The sequence below is a fragment of the Flavobacterium hankyongi genome, assembly GCF_036840915.1.
GTDB classification, from domain to species: Bacteria; Bacteroidota; Bacteroidia; order Flavobacteriales; family Flavobacteriaceae; genus Flavobacterium; species Flavobacterium hankyongi.
On record NZ_CP085725.1, the window covers coordinates 1,417,296 to 1,433,939 of the forward strand.

At 29.5% G+C, this 16,644-nt stretch carries 11 protein-coding genes; 5 read left to right on the plus strand and 6 right to left on the minus strand.

Going from position 1 to position 16,644, the window contains the following annotated elements; all coding sequences use genetic code 11:
* The first annotated feature begins 1 nt into the window (after position 1).
* Genes LJY17_RS06520 through LJY17_RS06530 form a run of 3 tightly spaced genes read left to right on the plus strand, consistent with a single transcriptional unit; the run spans position 2 to position 7,349 of the window.
* Complete coding sequence (locus LJY17_RS06520; RefSeq protein ID WP_264543037.1) at positions 2-3,244, plus strand: hypothetical protein; 3,243 nt, start codon at positions 2-4, stop codon at positions 3,242-3,244.
* 14 nt (positions 3,245-3,258) lie between these two features.
* Positions 3,259-6,696 (plus strand): DUF6443 domain-containing protein, encoded by a 3,438-nt coding sequence (locus LJY17_RS06525; RefSeq protein ID WP_264543038.1) that lies wholly within the window; start codon positions 3,259-3,261, stop codon positions 6,694-6,696.
* Entirely contained in the window at positions 6,696-7,349 is a 654-nt protein-coding gene (locus tag LJY17_RS06530; protein WP_264543039.1) for a hypothetical protein, read from the plus strand. The genes LJY17_RS06525 and LJY17_RS06530 overlap by 1 nt, the downstream gene beginning before the upstream one ends.
* A 130-nt stretch (positions 7,350-7,479) precedes the next feature.
* Here LJY17_RS06530 and LJY17_RS06535 read toward each other — a convergent pair whose 3' ends face one another.
* Positions 7,480-8,226, minus strand: a complete 747-nt coding sequence (locus tag LJY17_RS06535) for a toll/interleukin-1 receptor domain-containing protein (RefSeq protein WP_264543040.1) — start codon at positions 8,224-8,226, stop codon at positions 7,480-7,482.
* A 175-nt stretch (positions 8,227-8,401) separates the two neighbouring features.
* Between LJY17_RS06535 and LJY17_RS06540 the strand changes: the two genes are divergently transcribed.
* On the plus strand, positions 8,402-9,628 hold the full coding sequence (locus tag LJY17_RS06540; protein WP_264543041.1) for a hypothetical protein: 1,227 nt from the start codon (positions 8,402-8,404) through the stop codon (positions 9,626-9,628).
* Here the strand turns inward: LJY17_RS06540 and LJY17_RS06545 are convergent.
* Entirely contained in the window at positions 9,618-10,736 is a 1,119-nt protein-coding gene (locus LJY17_RS06545; protein WP_264543042.1) for an RES domain-containing protein, read from the minus strand. The genes LJY17_RS06540 and LJY17_RS06545 overlap by 11 nt on opposite strands.
* A gap of 316 nt (positions 10,737-11,052) precedes the next feature.
* Here LJY17_RS06545 and LJY17_RS06550 point away from each other — a divergent pair, with 316 nt between their 5' ends.
* A complete protein-coding gene (locus LJY17_RS06550; protein ID WP_264543043.1) occupies positions 11,053-11,607 on the plus strand; it encodes a hypothetical protein in 555 nt (184 codons plus the stop codon).
* 155 nt (positions 11,608-11,762) lie between these two features.
* Here the strand turns inward: LJY17_RS06550 and LJY17_RS06555 are convergent, their stop codons facing one another.
* The 4 genes from LJY17_RS06555 to LJY17_RS06570 are packed head-to-tail and all read right to left on the minus strand — an operon-like array spanning position 11,763 to position 16,576.
* A complete protein-coding gene (locus LJY17_RS06555; protein ID WP_264543044.1) occupies positions 11,763-12,119 on the minus strand; it encodes a hypothetical protein in 357 nt (118 codons plus the stop codon).
* Positions 12,074-12,718: a PIN domain-containing protein gene (locus tag LJY17_RS06560; protein WP_264543045.1), complete on the minus strand. Its 645-nt coding sequence runs from the start codon at positions 12,716-12,718 to the stop codon at positions 12,074-12,076. Before LJY17_RS06560 ends, LJY17_RS06555 begins: the two co-directional genes overlap by 46 nt.
* Positions 12,719-12,771: 53 nt before the next feature.
* On the minus strand, positions 12,772-13,623 hold the full coding sequence (locus LJY17_RS06565) for a hypothetical protein (protein ID WP_264543046.1): 852 nt from the start codon (positions 13,621-13,623) through the stop codon (positions 12,772-12,774).
* Positions 13,598-16,576 (minus strand): hypothetical protein, encoded by a 2,979-nt coding sequence (locus tag LJY17_RS06570; RefSeq protein WP_264543047.1) that lies wholly within the window; start codon positions 16,574-16,576, stop codon positions 13,598-13,600. Before LJY17_RS06570 ends, LJY17_RS06565 begins: the two co-directional genes overlap by 26 nt.
* Between the last annotated feature and the right edge of the window lie 68 nt (positions 16,577-16,644).

Genomic DNA, 16,644 nt, shown 5'->3' on the forward strand with positions numbered 1-16,644 from the left:
CATGAAAAATAGATTTCTTATAACAACATTATTGCTACTAAAATTCACTTTTTTACTGTCTCAAAATGGAAAAGATAATTACTTTCCTCCTGCTCCGGAAGCCAGTTCATTAATTAAATATGTTGATATTCCTGTTAATTATTCGACAGGAGTTACAAATTATTCAATCCCTGTACACAACATAAAATTGAAAGGTTTGAACATACCAATCACTTTATCACACCAATCTTCAGGATTCAAACCTTCTGAAGTTGCTAGTAACGTAGGCTTAGGATGGGAACTTAATGTGGGTGGCAAAATAGTACAAAATGTAGTTGGACAAAACGATATAGATGTACCTGGCCCAGGGAACGTTTTTTGGAATTTGCCAAACAACAGAGATTTTAAAATACCAAAAGAGGTACCAGCTGAAGGGGCTTCTCTTAGCTTAATAAATCAACAGTATATGGATAGTATAAATGCGGCAGGTACAGATTATTTTATGTTTACTCAAATTGAACAAAATAACATTGATCTTCAACCTGATACTTTTTACTATTCAACACCAACTAAATCTGGTAAATTTTTCTTTGCCAATAATTTTGAAGCAAAACAAATACCTTTTGGAAAAGAAAAAATAATTTACAACGCTGCTAATCATAGTTTTGAAATTACAGATACTGATGGTGTAAGGTATTTATACAGCATAAGAACCGAAAATATAAACTTTACAACAAATGTATGCTATGCAAACGACAGATTAGCTGGAAACTCAATGAATAACTCATATACTTATTATTTAACACAAATAATAACACCTAATAATGAAACAGTAGAATTTATATATGATACCATAAAATATAAATTGATTAATGATAAAGATTACACAAGATATTTTCATTCATTCTTGGGAGGTGCAGAAAAAATCACATCCTATTATTCTGAAATTACTAGTAAGGTTCTCAATAAAATAATAGTTAATCAAAATTATGAAGTTGATTTCTTGTACAATAAGTATAGAAAAGATTTAAAAGGTTATGCCCAAGTAAATGCTCCAAAGACTCTAGATGAAATTAAAATTAAATATGGAAACGAAATTGAATCCTATCATTTTAACTATGGGTATTTTGGTATTAATGAAAGTGTATATAATCCAACTGTTTTTGAGGGAATAGCAGTGAATGAAGATACAACATATAGATTAAAATTAAAAAGTTTTCAAAAAACAGGAGAAAACCCATATATTTTTTCATACTATAATGAAGCTGCTACAGAGAAATACACTTCTTGTTTGGATCATTGGGGCTATTATAGTCATAGTTGTGGCAGATACACTATGAATTTCCTTTTTGGAGACTTTAACAACAATCTAAAAGAACCTAATTTAGAAAGAAGTAAAACCAATATATTGAAAAGCATTATCCTACCAACAAAAGGGGAAGTAGAATTTGATTATGAACTAAATACCTGTTCTGATTGTGCTATTACTTATCCTGAGTATACTTGGGAAACATATTCAGTTTATTCTAATGCCAATGATAACTTTAGCAATGATTGGGAATCACATGAAGTTATTTTTACTGTTCCTGAAAATTTTGAAAGTATCCCTATTGTTCAATTTAATTTATTTGATGGTGGAGAACTTACAACAACAAACTATGCATCAGTTTCCCTTTATGATGATCAAAATCATCTTGTAAATTTTCAGGCAATAGGCATAGGTAATCAAACAAAACCTCTTGATGGAGGTCTTCTACAAAATGGAAAAACATATAAGCTGGTTTTAGAATGTGTTGATAATATGGAAAATGAAAACAAATATATAGGTTTCGGTTTTTTAAAAAGAACAGATATTCATATTGCAAATCCTTTTGTTGGTGGTCTGCGAATAAAAGATATAAAAACAAAGGATAATAGTAACTTAATAAGTCTTCGTTCTTTTGAATATCTAAGTGACAATAATCAATCTTCTGGTATTCTATATGAAAAGCCTTCTTATTTTGATGAATACAGTTATTTTGTTCCATTAAATACAGACTATAGTAATTCACTTTCAGCAGGAGCTCAACATTTTGCTGTACAACACTCAAGACTACCAATAGATTTATTTGGTTTTGGTGGCTATCATATTTTTTACCAAAAAGTAACCGAAAAAAACAATGACATAAATAACTTGAGTAACAATATAAAAGTTGAAAAATATTTCAGTTTTCAAGATGATTTGCGATACGGTGAACAAAGTTATTTTTCGAAAATATCATATGATTGGAAACGGGGTTTACTTTCTCAAGTTAATGAATTCAATCAAAATAATATTATTAGAAAAACACAATTCTTCTATCGTTTTTTAGACACCCCGAGTACAAGTGTTCCTTCTTTAGAGCCTGGTAATCACTTGTCTAACCCTACATTTCCAAATGAGTTTCATCAAAGAAGTTTAGCAATTCTATCTTGGAGAAGAAATCCAGCCTCATGGAATATATATGGTTACAATAGTTCCAAGTTGATATCCGCTTGGTATTATATGGATAAAAAAACAACAGAAGAAAACCTTAATGGTACTATTTTAAAAACTGAGGAAAATTATAAATATGATAATCCTACAAGTGCTCAATTAACATCCCAAATTTTCAAAAGTTCAACAGGAGAAATTGTAGAAACCAAATACCAATATGCGCATGAAGCAAACAACCTAGCCATGATTAATAGAAACATGATAGGTATTCCTTTAATAACAGAAACTTTTAGAAACAATGAAAAACTATCTACTCAAGTAACCACTTATAAAGATTGGGGAAATAATTTGTTGGCTCCTGAAATAATAAAAACTTCTAAAGCAAACCAAAACTTAGAGGACAGAATCAAATACAATTTAGTTGATACTAACGGCAATCCGTTAGAAGTTCAACAAGTAGACGGTATAAAAATAGTCTATATCTGGGGATACAATAAAACCTTACCTATTGCTAAAATAGAAAATGCTTCTTATGCTGACGTACAATCGTATGTAAGTAATTTACAATCTAAATCAAATACAGGAACTGAAAATGAGCTAATTGAAGATTTAAATAATCTTCGTAATGCATTACCTAATGCTATGGTTACCACTTATACTTATAAACCACTTGTTGGAGTAAGCACCATTACTGACCCTAAAGGCAACCAGACAACTTATGATTATGATAGCTTTAACCGATTAAAATACATTAAAGACCATCAAGGAAATATTATTAAAGAACACAATTACAATTACAGACCTAACTAAATACTAAAGCAAAAATGAAGAAATTATTATTTTTATTGATTCCTGGTTTTGCTTTAGCACAAAGTACAAATCAGAATTTTGTTAAAACCACTACATACAGAGATCAAGGGGCAACAAAACCTTTACATCAAGTCGTTTATTTTGACGGTCTTGGACGACCTATTCAAAAAGTAGACAATGCCCAATCCAATTCAGGAAAAAATATTGTAACTCATATAGAATATGATGCTTATGGGAGACAAGTTAAAGACTATTTGCCTTATAAATCAGATGTCACAACATTAGATTATGTAACCAATCCACTAACGCAATTGATTCCTTATTATGGGAATCCTAACCCTTCAAGTAATGGAAACCCAAATGCTGAAGCAACAAACAATCCATACAGCGAAAAGCAACTTGAGGCCTCTCCTTTAAATCGTGTATTAAAACAAGCTGCTCCAGGTAATGATTGGGCTATGGGTAATGGACACGAAATAAAATTTGATTATCAAACCAATACTGATACTGAGGTAAAACGATTTAACGTAACAACAACATGGAGTGCATCAAAAGCATTGTATGAAATTGCTATTTCTAATTCAGAAAATTATCAAGCCAATCAGTTATACAAAACTATAACCAAAGACGAAAACTGGACATCGGGTAACAACAACACTACTCAAGAGTTTAAAGACAAAGAAGGAAGAGCAGTTTTGAAAAGAACATTCAATATCAATACTAAAGGAGTAGAAGAAAAATATGACACCTATTATGTTTATGATCAATATGGTAACTTAACTTATGTAATTCCTCCATTAGCAGATGATGATATCTCTGAAAATAATTTAAATGGTTTATGTTATCAATACAAATATGATTATCGAAATAGACTGGCCGCTAAAAAACTACCCGGAAAGCAATGGGAATACATTGTGTATGACAAACTGGATAGACCTGTGGCTACAGGGCCTGCTTTTGCACCACTAGGAACAGGAGCTGTAGGAATGATGATTACTCAATACGATGCTTTTGGGCGAGTTACACAAACTGGGTGGAAAGCTATGAGTGTTGATGAAAACTCACGTGGTACATGGCAAAATAACATTAACACTGGGAGTAATCCTTTTACACTAAGCACTACTGATATTTTAACTAAAAAATTTTATGATAACTATAGCTTTTCAGGACTATCTGTAGGTTCACCCTACGCTACAAATGTAAAGGGACTACAAACAGGAAGTTGGGTAAAAGTACTTGATCCTACTAATCCTAATGCCAGTGAATTATCATACACGTTGTATGATTACAAATATCGTCCTGTAGTTACCCACACAACTAATTATTTAGGAGGATATACTAAAATTGAAACACAATTAGACTGGGCTGGAAAAACGTTAAGCACCACTACAAGACACAAACGCCTTAATGGAGATATTGAACTCGTTGTTAAAGATATGTTTGAATATACTGCCCAAGACAGATTATCATTACGCAAACAACAAATTAACAATGGCCCTGAAGAACTTATTGCTAAAAACACCTATGATGAATTAGGGCAATTAACTTCTAAAAATGTTGGCGGAAATGATGTTTCAGGATCTCAAGGATTGCAAAGCATTGATTATAAATACAACATTAGGGGATGGCTTACAGATATTAATGATGTCACAAATTTATATCAAGGCAGTAGCCTTAATGCAACAGACATGTTTGCTTTTAGAATAGGATATAATGCTCATAATGATATAGGCTCAAATGATTCTCAGTCTACATTACTTTATAATGGTAACATTTCCGAAGCGTATTGGCGTACTAGTGGTGATAATACCGTTAGAAAATATAATTACGATTATGACTCCCTGAACCGTTTGTTAGGTGCTTCGTATGCAAAACCGCAATCTTCATCAAGTCAAGATAATTATAAAGAGTATATGTCTTATGACAAAAATGGTAATATACTTACTTTAGGACGAAACGGAGATCTGGATTCTGATGGTAATGTTAGCGAAAACGTTATTGATGATTTAGAATATACCTATCATTCAGAGAAAAAAAACCAACTGATGAAAGTTTTGGATATGAGTAACAGCCCAAAAGGCTTTACAGATGATTCTGACGGTATAAATGATCCTAATGATGATTATGAGTACGATGCTAACGGAAATCTAACTAAAGATGAGAATAAAAATATTACACAAATAATCTATAACCACTTAAACTTACCTACTGAAATTCAATTTGGCTCAGGAAACAAAATCGAGTATATTTACAATGCTCTAGGTCAGAAAGTTAAAAAAACTATTATTGATATAATTGGTAGAAGTAGTGCTTCAATAGATTATTTAACAGGATTCCAGTACAAAGATGAGGTATTGCAGTTTTTCCCTCATGCCGAAGGATATGTAAATAATACTTTAATATTGGGTGAAAGTAATTACAATTATGTATTTAACTATACAGACCATTTAGGTAACATCCGTTTAAGTTATGGTATTGACCCAGCGACAAATACTCTTAAAATTATTGAAGAAAACCATTACTATCCTTTTGGTCTAAAACACACTAATTACAATAGTGATTGGATGAAGTTTGAAGAAATAGAATCTGGAAGAATTGCTTTAAGAGGTGGTGGTGATACTGGAACAATAGAAATAATTAAACCTATTTATAATTATAAGTATAACGGAAAAGAGCTGCAAGACGAATTAGGGCTTAATGTTTATGACTATGGGATGATGATGTATGACCCTGCTTTGGGTAGAAGAAATAATCTTGACCAGCTAGCAGAGAAAATGAGACGATACAGTCCTTACAGTTATTGCTTTAACAATCCAATGAGGTTTGTTGACCCTGACGGAATGTCTCCACAGGATACAACCCCACCAGATTGGTTTGTCAATAATAAAACTGGAGCTGTCGTATATGTTCCTGGCGAATCTAAACTTACTCAAGCAACAGCTGATAAAATTGGGGCTGGAGATGCTAAAAATTATGACAGATTAGGCGGAGATAAAATGTTTGGCGATAAGGTTGCTTATGGTATGGATAGCAATATTTTAGATGGTGGTGCCTATAATGTTGAAAATCCTGAAAAATTTATGGATAATCAAGGATATGAAAAGGCAGAAAAAGTTAAAATTAAGGAAACTGAGTTCACAAGCGGTGGTAATATGGGTGGTGAAGAAAGAATAACACAGGTTAATTCTGATTTAAAACAAATAGGTGAATCAAAGATAACTTATGTTAAAGATGCTGATATGAATAAAAAAACAGTATTGGGTAAAACTGAAGGCTCTAGTGCATACTCTTCTTCAAGAAGTATAACATATACCATACCTAAAACCGTAGGACAAGACAACCATGTAACAGCAGAGTATTATAGTAATAGAGGAACTAATTTAGCTGCGGGAGCAACATTCGTTGACAAAACAATTCACGTTATAAAAGCAATTTTAAAATCAATAAAATAATGGTTAAATTAAGTTTTATATTTTTTTCATTTTTGTTATCACTTAATGGTTGCAATGAAAAAAAATCTTTTAACAATAGCGCAAATGTTAATCAAGATAGTTATTTAGAGTATAAAAAAGAATTTGATTCAACATTAGTAAGTCACTTTCCTAATAAGATTGAGTATGTCGAAAGTTTTAAAATTTTAAATACTAATCAAGAGAAAAACGATGTTAGCTTATTTTTAATTGAATATAAAGTCCCAAAAGATTCTATCAAATTATTAGAGAAAAAGTTTTCAAAGGATTTGAAATATAAGTACGACAGTCGTGAAAAATGTCTATTGATAGTGAATCGTTTTGAAACAAAAAGAACTAAAGACAGTCTTGAAATCGTTACAGTCGAAGATATTAGCAAAGTGAATGACCCATGTTATAAAAATCTTTTACCTGTTCCAAACTTTATTGATTTTTCAATACAACGTAATACGGATTTTTGGAAAGATGAAAATTTTGTGATTTATGTTTTGGATGCTAAATCGGGTAATCACTTTGAAAAATTCAATTTAGAGCCTAATCCTCAAATGCCAGATGACTGGAAAAATGGATATTCTAAAGGAATTGCAATTGACAAACAAAAAGGAACAGTAATTTACTGGAGTGTTATCTGGTAGAATTATAAAAGGAAAAATAATCCGTTTCCAGCAATGGCATTCGGCATTTAAACGCACCTAAAGGGATGGGCATCACGCTCATCTCTTTTTTTATACCACCACCCCACCATAAACAAAGACTAGTGTCATTCTACAATTCTTTAAGTGAATTAACAATATCTTGAATTGTATGAATAGATGTATTTAATGCCATTTTATCTGCAAGTGATGGACTAAATTTTAAAACTTCATCTTTAGATACTTTGTGCCAAATGGGTAATATAACTTTATGTCCATTCATTTCTCTTGCTACCATTCCATTAAGTTCATATTCAGTCCAATTTTTTTTCACAAAAGAAGGTGAAATTATTACTATTCCAAATCGAGATTTTGAAAGACCACTATCTATTTTTTTTCTTAAACTATCTCCTATTTTCAATTCGAATTCATCATACCAAACTTCAAAATCATTTTCTTTTAGTGCTTCAGCCAATTCTCTTACGATATCGTCTTTGTCTTCGGACGCATGAGAAATAAAAAAATCAAACTCTTTAGAATCTGTGCTTTCTTCCGCAACTATTATAACCTCTTTCGGCTTTTTTTCTTTCTTTGGCTTCTTAGGTTTTTTGATTTGCTTCTGCTCACTTTTGTCAAGAAATTTAAACTCAAGCCACCCACCAACATTTTTAACTCGTTCACCAAAAGGGGTTAATTTAACTACTGTAAAATCATTATCCTCTAATTCTATCAAGCCTTCATGTTTTGCTTGATTTAATGCGTCAAACATCTCAATTGGGATTATTCCGATTTTACGTGCATAACCGTGTGGGTCAATTTTTTTAAAATCATCCGAATTCAAACTTTTAACAATAACATCAAGCAGGGTGTCCTCACTCATAATATTTGCTTTTGACTAATATAATAATAATTAAGGAATAGTATTCAAAATTTTCAATCCATTTCCTATGGTATTCAGCATGTAAAAGCACCTAAAGGGATGGAAAACCGTCCCTTTATTTTTTTATTACATTTGATATATGAATTCTGATGAGGTAAAATATAAATATTGAGATATGTTTAAAGAAAATAAATACTATGGCGAAGTTTGGTTTGTAAGTCAAGAAGATTTCAAATGCTTTTGTATTCTGACATTTACAAATGGTGAAGTATTATTAGAAACAAATTTAAGTTATGGAAAGCCTGTTTTCAAACATCAAATAATTTTAGGTCATTTTACTGGTTTAGGACATTTAACATTTATAGACTGCAAGATTAAATACAATGAGAATGGAATTATTGAAACTAATATATATCAACCAAAATATTCTTTCATTTCGGCTTCACACCATGTAGAAACTCAAGGTCTTAAATTTAAAAAATTTCAAATTTCAAATGATGCAATAGTGGATTGGATTCACCAGATGCATTGGTATAATTTTACGGAAGATAAATTGATAAAAAAAGATGATGTTTCTCAAGTATTCAATATAAGTGAAATTGGATTGTCAATTGAATTAAAACAATCTACCTCTTCTAATTTGGGGCATAAAGAATTTAAACTTATTAATAACGGATATTTAAATTTTGAATCAGAAAATGAAATTCTCCTTCTGGATGCATTTGAGTATTATAAAACATTTCAAAAATTATTGCAATTCCTTTCTGCAAATACGAAGCAATTTACATTTTTTTCTTACCAATGTTTAACTTGTGGTGAATGGATTAGTGTTTATTATAAAGAAGATAGATTTGAAAAATCAGGGTCAAGCTATATTCATTTAAGCTATAATGAAATTTCAGAAGAACTACCAATATTGATTAAAAATGCATACACTTCTGATGAATTTAAGTTTTGTTTAGATAAACTGATGGAAAATTTGCTAGGAATAAAGCTTAGCCATAGTAGAAGATTTACAAATTCAATTTCAACTTTTGAAGCGTTCAATAAATTATTTAAGAATCAGAAAAACACCAAACTCACAAATTATTTAAACTCTAATATCGAAAACATAATGGCAATGAGTAAAATAGACGAAAGCGAATTTTATGATTTTGCTTCGAAATTAGTTCGTTCCAGAGATTACCATGTTCACAGTAATTTAAAAAATAACAATATATTTTCTGATTTTGAATTACTGTACATTAGTTTCCTTTTGGACTATACAGTAGGTTTAGGTTTGATGGAACAAATGAATATTTCCAAAAAAATACTAGATAAGATTATAAATCGAGGGCAAAGTGTTTTCATAGATATGCAAAAAACAAATAGGATATTGAATCAAGACCCTCTTATGAATTAATATGTCCTCTTGAAACAATTTCTTTCGTTCTCATGGAATCTAGTTTTCTTTCAATCTTTCCTAATATTGAATAACCGTATGGTGATTTACTTCCTGCTATGAATTCAATTCTTGGTATTTTATCGTTTATTTTTCTTATTTGTTCATCACTCTCAAAAAACATCATACCTCCTGAAGAAAATTCAAGTAACTGATTAGAAATAGTACTAGTCATTTCAAACATGGATAATAACTCTTCACAATGACCAACATCTTTATTTTCTTTAACTGGTAATACCAAATTGTACAAATCTCCTTTGGTTTCAATACCATCATAACTTATATGTGTTGAGTTATATTTAATAGCATCTATATCTTTATTATTTCTAATCCATTGGAGTAATAGTTGAGGAAAAATATATTCAGGTTTGAAACTATCGTCATAATTATTAACTTTCACAGAGCAGCAAGCTATAAGAGGCCAAGTCATTAGATACTTATAAGCAATGTCAGAATAATAATTATTTGATATGTTGCTACCTGTTAAATCTAAATATTTTATTTTTTGAACGCTTTTCAATCGAACCGCTTGAAAATTATTAACAGAAGGTCTTTTTAGCTCTTCCCAAGCTACATATAGTGTTTTGCTTAAATATAGCGAAGGAAATCCTGGGATACTATATCTTTGGGTATTAACTCTATTTCGTAACTCAAACGGGATGTGAAACATTTCTGTTTGATTCAGCGCAAAATTTTCCTTTTTAATCCTGATGCGATAAAAATTTTGGTCAGTATCAAATGAATTTATATTAAAAATTTGTTTGTACTTTTTTGCTCTATTATCCAATGTATCACTAAACTTTTGATAAGAATTGGAAGGCTGACCGTTTAAATAAAAATTTAGTGTGTCCTTTAAACCTTCTATGAATTCTGACTGTATTCTAATTGTGTTAGATATTTTTTTTGTCCCAGAAAGTCCATCAATTTTAAAACTTTCTTCCGTTATTTTTCCCAATAACTCTAAATAGTCATCTAAAGTTTTAAACAGGAAAGTTCTGAATGAATCTTGGGAACTTTTTTTAAGTGGTAAATGCAAAAATGGATTTGTAATTATATCTTCAAAAGTCATAATCTATTTTATCAAGCAATTTAATAGTTAACTATTCCTGTAAATGTATTAAAATATTACAATTACTTAGTCATTTTGAGATAATCTAAAATAAAAATCATTATAAATACGTATTGTGTAATATTGTAGGATTTATTTCCTTGTTATGGTTTTCAGTAATGAAATAATGAATTTATAAAGTTTATTTATGCGTTAAGAATTCAAGTGTCTAACTAAATTTAGTTAGATGAAATATCCTCAAAATTAAGGATTGTTTAGCATTAAAATATTCCTATATATTGTCCCTAATTATTAACGCATAAATAAACTTTATAAAATGAAGAATTTTGAATTATTTGTTGATGAAATAGTTGGTAAATGGAGAAAAGAAAAAAAAGCCATTCTTGAAAATAAAGGACTTGGAAGCCCAAGTAACAGAGAAGTTGGGGATTTAGCGGAAGATTATATCTTAAGAAAAATAAAAGTTTTAAACCCAAAATATATTTCGATAAAATCAAAAGGTAGCCAAACACCATCAGATATTTATACTGTTGCTAAAAGAAAAGGTTATTGGCACATTATGTTAATTCAAGTCAAGTGTTCTGTCACAAAAGGAGGAATTTATGAGCTAGACGAAAATGAAAGAAAAGTTTTTGATGAACTGGCAAAATTTGTTAAATCCCAAATTGGTACTTCGGAGTATATGACTAAATATAAAAATGAACCAATAATTATATCCAATGGATATGCTGGTGTTTATCGCAACATAAATTTAACGCCCACTAAACATTTGCTAGAAAAAAAGAGAGCATACAAAATTTTTAGATTAAATTCTTCTAAACTAATTATTGAGAATATTAAAAATGAAGTAAAAATTGCCCATAATCTTTAAAAATACTTTTGGAAAAAATAACTAAGAATATGTCAAAAATATAGTTTTCTAAACTGTTGATTTTTTTTACAAACATATAAAATAAGGATGAGTTTTGTACTCATTCTTATTATCCCAAATTTCAAATTCCTAACCAATCGAAAAATAATAATGTTCTATCCAAATGTTTTTTCGAATGTTTTGTATATAACTGAATCAATCTTGTCTTTATTAGCTTCAATAATTTCTCTTCTTGCATTAGAGACAGAATAATCATTTTTTATCCAATATATTTGATTATTTGAAGCAAATGCACTTGTGATGTCATTCAATTGTTTAATTGAAAAATTATCAAAATCTCTAAGTTTTCTAATAACGCTTTTTGCATTATCAAATGAATAAGCCTCGAATAGATTTTTAATAATTATTTCTTTTTCAGTCTCACTTGATATTTCTATATCTGGGTAGAATTTTTTAAAAAAATCTGTTATTTTTTTAAAATAGTGTAAATCGGAATCTTTTTTTCTTTCCACTCTTTTAACAAGTATTCATTAAATTTTTTATCATTAAGTTTCGAATAATAGTCTTTATCATCTGAAATGAAAAATAAATCTTCATAGTCGGAAGCATCCTCTAGAAGACTTTCCCAATTTATGGCATCTCCATATGATTTGTCTTTTCCAGGAGGGTTGCCAATATCATATCTTAAAATTGCTCTATTTAAAACTTCATTACTTGTTTCAATAAATTCAGCTTTTGAAAATAATTGATTTAAAACTTCATCTGCAAGCAGAGTCTCAGATTCAGCATCATGTTGAAGTTTCTCTAATAACTTACTTTTATTTGTTTCAAACTGCTTGATAGCTTTTTTCATTAAATCATATTCATCATAAGAATGACAAATCATTGGAAATTGATTTCCGAGTTTTACTCCTCTTAGTTTATCTAAAGAATCTGCAATTTTAACTTCTCTATTCCTATCGAACTCATTTTTTGTTTGCTCAGGGAGGTACAATTTGATATTGTCAGTATTAATTAATGCAATAAGTTTTTTCAATTCTTCTAAGTCTTCATTAGAAAAATGATAGAAAGTCAGATAAACATTAGTATCTATATATAAATTTCTTCTCATGACATAGATAATAGCGTTAAATTTTAGGGTCTAATTTTTCCATTTGAATAAGGCTAATTTAAACTTCTCAATAAAGCGTTTTCATCTTCCCGATTAGACTCTTTTATATATTCATCTCTCTTATTTTTGAAAATTATGGATACGTTAGGATGAGTTATTTTAGTTTGTTCAAATAGTGAATCAAAATATTCAGCCCTAAATCTTTCGATATTTCCACCTTCGAAAGCTCCTCTGCTGGTAAAACTTAAGTTATTCCCAAGCTGAACATCAAATGCTAATTTCATCGCATTACTGTTTATATTTTCAATAATATTATAAATTGCTTTTGGAAAACCTCTTTTCTCCTGTAAGCTTATCGGATATTTAGCTAACATTTTTCCGATACAATTATCAGCCGATTTTAATTTTGTTTTTTCTTCTGCCAACTCCCTAACTCTATTTATCCAACCTGTAAGTATATCCTCATCCAGCGAACCATCTTCCTGCATTGAAGGTATTAAATTAAACTTATCAAATATATGATATTTGAATTCATAAAATAATTTTGAATTTTCTTGCTTTTCTCTTTCTTGAAGTTCTTTTTCTGCCAATTCTTCGTCTTCTGGTAAATAAAACCAAGTAAGAAAATCAAAATATTCTTGTGGGTTTTTAGACATTACCTTGAAAAGATTTTTGGGAGTAACGGAATAATAACTACTAAATGCAAAGAAAAATTTCATTTCAACTTTTGCACCTCTTTCTTCATCATAATCATCCTTTTCATATAAAAACTCCATTATATAATTAAAATGATTTTGGTCAAATTGTGCATTGTCATCAATAGAATTTAAATCAATTCCTTCCAAAATATTTAGAATCTCATCAGATGTAAATTCTTTTTTAACATTTTGCTGAAATAAACTCATCCCTAAAAGTGTTTAAGAGTACAATATGTTTATTAAAAATATTTAATTTATCTACAGCAAACAGCAGTCTTATTTTGTCATTTATATATAATTCCCTACCTTGAGATTTCCAAAAGAGGCTTTCAATTTCAGCACCTTTTTCTTGAATATATTTCCATAAATTAACATTACTATTAAGAGCGTTGTAAAACCTAACTATACCATCTTTTGACAAACCACTCTTTACTAATTCCTCAAGTATCTCAAATTGTACAGCTTGTGAGTTTTTAATTTCGCAAACTCTAATAAACTCATTTGCTAACGATATTTCTTTGCTATTTTCAGATTCTATCTTTTTATAAACTTTGAGTTTGTCTTCATCGGATAAATCACTAAATAAGGCTAATGCATTTCCAAATAAAAATGGGCATTCTGATTTGTTAGCTAATTCAAAAATCTTTTCTAAATTATTTTTTGAAATGACTTCCTTAATAAATACTACTCTTTTATCCGAAATCATTTGATTTCTAATTTGCCAATCTTCTTCCTCTTTACCATCAATGAATGTTGGGACATGCTCATCAAATAGAAACAATCCATTTAAAATAATATCATCTGTTTTAAATTTATTAGCTGTTTCTTCAATCTTTTTTAAGATATCTTCAGGTAAAGACCAATTCGCATCTGGATAGCTACGGTGTCGACCAATAAATTGTCTAAACTTTTGGTAAATTTCATTTCTCTTCTCTGCATTATTCGAATCCAGTGTTCCTATTACAACAAGAATCTCGTCAATTCTATGCCAATCAATATCGTCTAATAAGTCAATTAATATTAAGATTTTGGAAAAATCATTCTTAGATTTTTCGATAATAACATCAATATAAAAGTTTAACATATAGACAATTTCCTTGGTTGTAACACGAATTTCCCTTAATTCAGAAAACAAACGCATTTTTGGTCTTGGTACATGCATTGCTGTGTCATTTTTGCTGCTGACCATACCAATCATTAAGTTGAATATAATATCTGGATATTTTTTAACAAGTATTTCCAATATTGCTTTCCTTTCTTCTGCATTGGCATTTGTTTGCGGATACCAAGTCCTGAAAATATTTTTTAAAGAATTATATGGTGTATTTGATGTAGGAAGTTTTTCAGGTGATGACAATATTAATTCGCATAATGCAGTTGATACTCGCATTAGATTTTCTGGCATCCAGCCAACTATTTCCAATGACCACAATAAAGAAGGTAGATAATTTGAATTCCCCATTATAAGGCTTTTCTCTTCATCAAAAAACATTTTGATTTCTCCACTTTTAATAGTTCTTTCCAAATGATTCAAAAACACTATTGGAGATGCTTCAGCTAAAACCATTAATTCTGTAGATAGTGAACACCAAACAGCTAAATCTTTGTTTAAAATTTCATTAACTACATTATTAATAAATGTTTCAGTAGATATGATGCTAACTCCATATTTCTCTCCAAAGACGGAAATTATATTAAGTGATTCACAAATTCCTTTTTTTAGTTTTGAAGAATATTTTGGCCGATTTTCAGGGGTTTGAAAAAATACTCCTCTATCATCCAATGGAATTGTGAATTTATAATGTATTTCACTTAATATTTCAACTGCTATTTTATGAATATTGTCATAATCATTTTGAGTTAAGAACTTTGAAAAATGCAACCATAAATCTGTTGGTGAAATCAATCTCCAAACCCCGTTAATATGATAAATAGGTGTGTCTTCCTGATTTAATAAGAAAAATAGAAATTTTTCATATTCTATATAAGATTTACCTGTTATTGTTTCTACAATATATTTATCCCCATCATAATTTTCACTATATTGATTTAAAATTAAGATTGGTATAATATCCGAATAGTTAATATTACTCATCCATTTAGGAGAAGTGGTATCAATTTCTAAGACCCTCCTCAAAACTGATATGTTTCTTCCTGAACTAGATGTCAATACTCTTGATTTTTCACGGTCAATTCCCATTCTAATAAGACTGTTTTCAAAATCATCTCCTGATACGATAGGTAGTTGAATACTATTTCCTCTAATTTCATCTGAGGGGCTTAATGGTATAATTAATTTATGTCCTTTTAATATTGAGGCATTAATATCAATATTTTCAATACTAAATTTTATAATTATTATTAATTGAGAATTATTGTTTATAATTTTACTAAATGATTCTCTATTATCGATTACTATAGTTCTATTTGATAAATCAGTTTTATTGTAAGAATCTAACTGCTCTATTATAGCTAGGGGAAAGATTACTGCTTCATCTTTAGTTATAGATTTTAAATACAGAATGTCATCTTTACTATCAAAAAAATCTTTTACTATTTCAATTTGTTTATTTCGACTATTTCCAGCAATAATTTCAGGTAGAACTTTTATTCTACCATTATTACTCCATTTATTCCAATATTCTTCGGCAGAATATATTCCGTATGTTGGCTTTCCTAATTTTTCAGCTAACCATATCTCTACTGATGGAGCTATTTCTAGCCATTGCTCTATATCAAGAGCGTCATAGTATTTTACATCTTTCCAAAAACCCTCAGCTTTTTTATCATCAGACCATTTTTTCTTGTCACGATATTTTTTTGCTGTGACATTTATATATGTAGTTTCATTTGGAATTTTGCCTAAGGTATCCGCTTTTCTTTTTTGATAATCTTCATCAGCTTTACCTTTTTTATTGTTGGTTGAACCAAATTCCCATACACTATCTCCTAATGGAATAAATAAATTTTCTGAATCAACAAGAAGTTCCCCATCATATCCACCTGTTTGAATGTCATCACCATATGAAAAATTAATCGATTTTATATTGTTCAAATTAATCGTTGCAAGAATCAGCTTTCTTATTAAATGAGGTAGATGGTATCTACAATCTACCGAATTGCTCCAGTTTTCTATATCATTTGTAGTTATAAATCTCATAGTCTTTTATTTACAATATATGAAAAACAAATATGTAAAAGTTATAAATACTAATTTATTTCTGCATC

What these genes read in the sequence shown, in the direction of transcription:
- LJY17_RS06520 (WP_264543037.1), top strand. Translation starts at nt 2, where the DNA reads ATGAAAAATAGATTTCTTATAACAACATTATTGCTACTAAAATTCACT.
- LJY17_RS06525 (WP_264543038.1), top strand. Translation starts at nt 3,259, where the DNA reads ATGAAGAAATTATTATTTTTATTGATTCCTGGTTTTGCTTTAGCACAA.
- LJY17_RS06530 (WP_264543039.1), top strand. Translation starts at nt 6,696, where the DNA reads ATGGTTAAATTAAGTTTTATATTTTTTTCATTTTTGTTATCACTTAAT.
- LJY17_RS06535 (WP_264543040.1), bottom strand. Translation starts at nt 8,226, where the DNA reads ATGAGTGAGGACACCCTGCTTGATGTTATTGTTAAAAGTTTGAATTCG.
- LJY17_RS06540 (WP_264543041.1), top strand. Translation starts at nt 8,402, where the DNA reads ATGTTTAAAGAAAATAAATACTATGGCGAAGTTTGGTTTGTAAGTCAA.
- LJY17_RS06545 (WP_264543042.1), bottom strand. Translation starts at nt 10,736, where the DNA reads ATGACTTTTGAAGATATAATTACAAATCCATTTTTGCATTTACCACTT.
- LJY17_RS06550 (WP_264543043.1), top strand. Translation starts at nt 11,053, where the DNA reads ATGAAGAATTTTGAATTATTTGTTGATGAAATAGTTGGTAAATGGAGA.
- LJY17_RS06560 (WP_264543045.1), bottom strand. Translation starts at nt 12,718, where the DNA reads ATGAGAAGAAATTTATATATAGATACTAATGTTTATCTGACTTTCTAT.
- LJY17_RS06565 (WP_264543046.1), bottom strand. Translation starts at nt 13,623, where the DNA reads ATGAGTTTATTTCAGCAAAATGTTAAAAAAGAATTTACATCTGATGAG.
- LJY17_RS06570 (WP_264543047.1), bottom strand. Translation starts at nt 16,576, where the DNA reads ATGAGATTTATAACTACAAATGATATAGAAAACTGGAGCAATTCGGTA.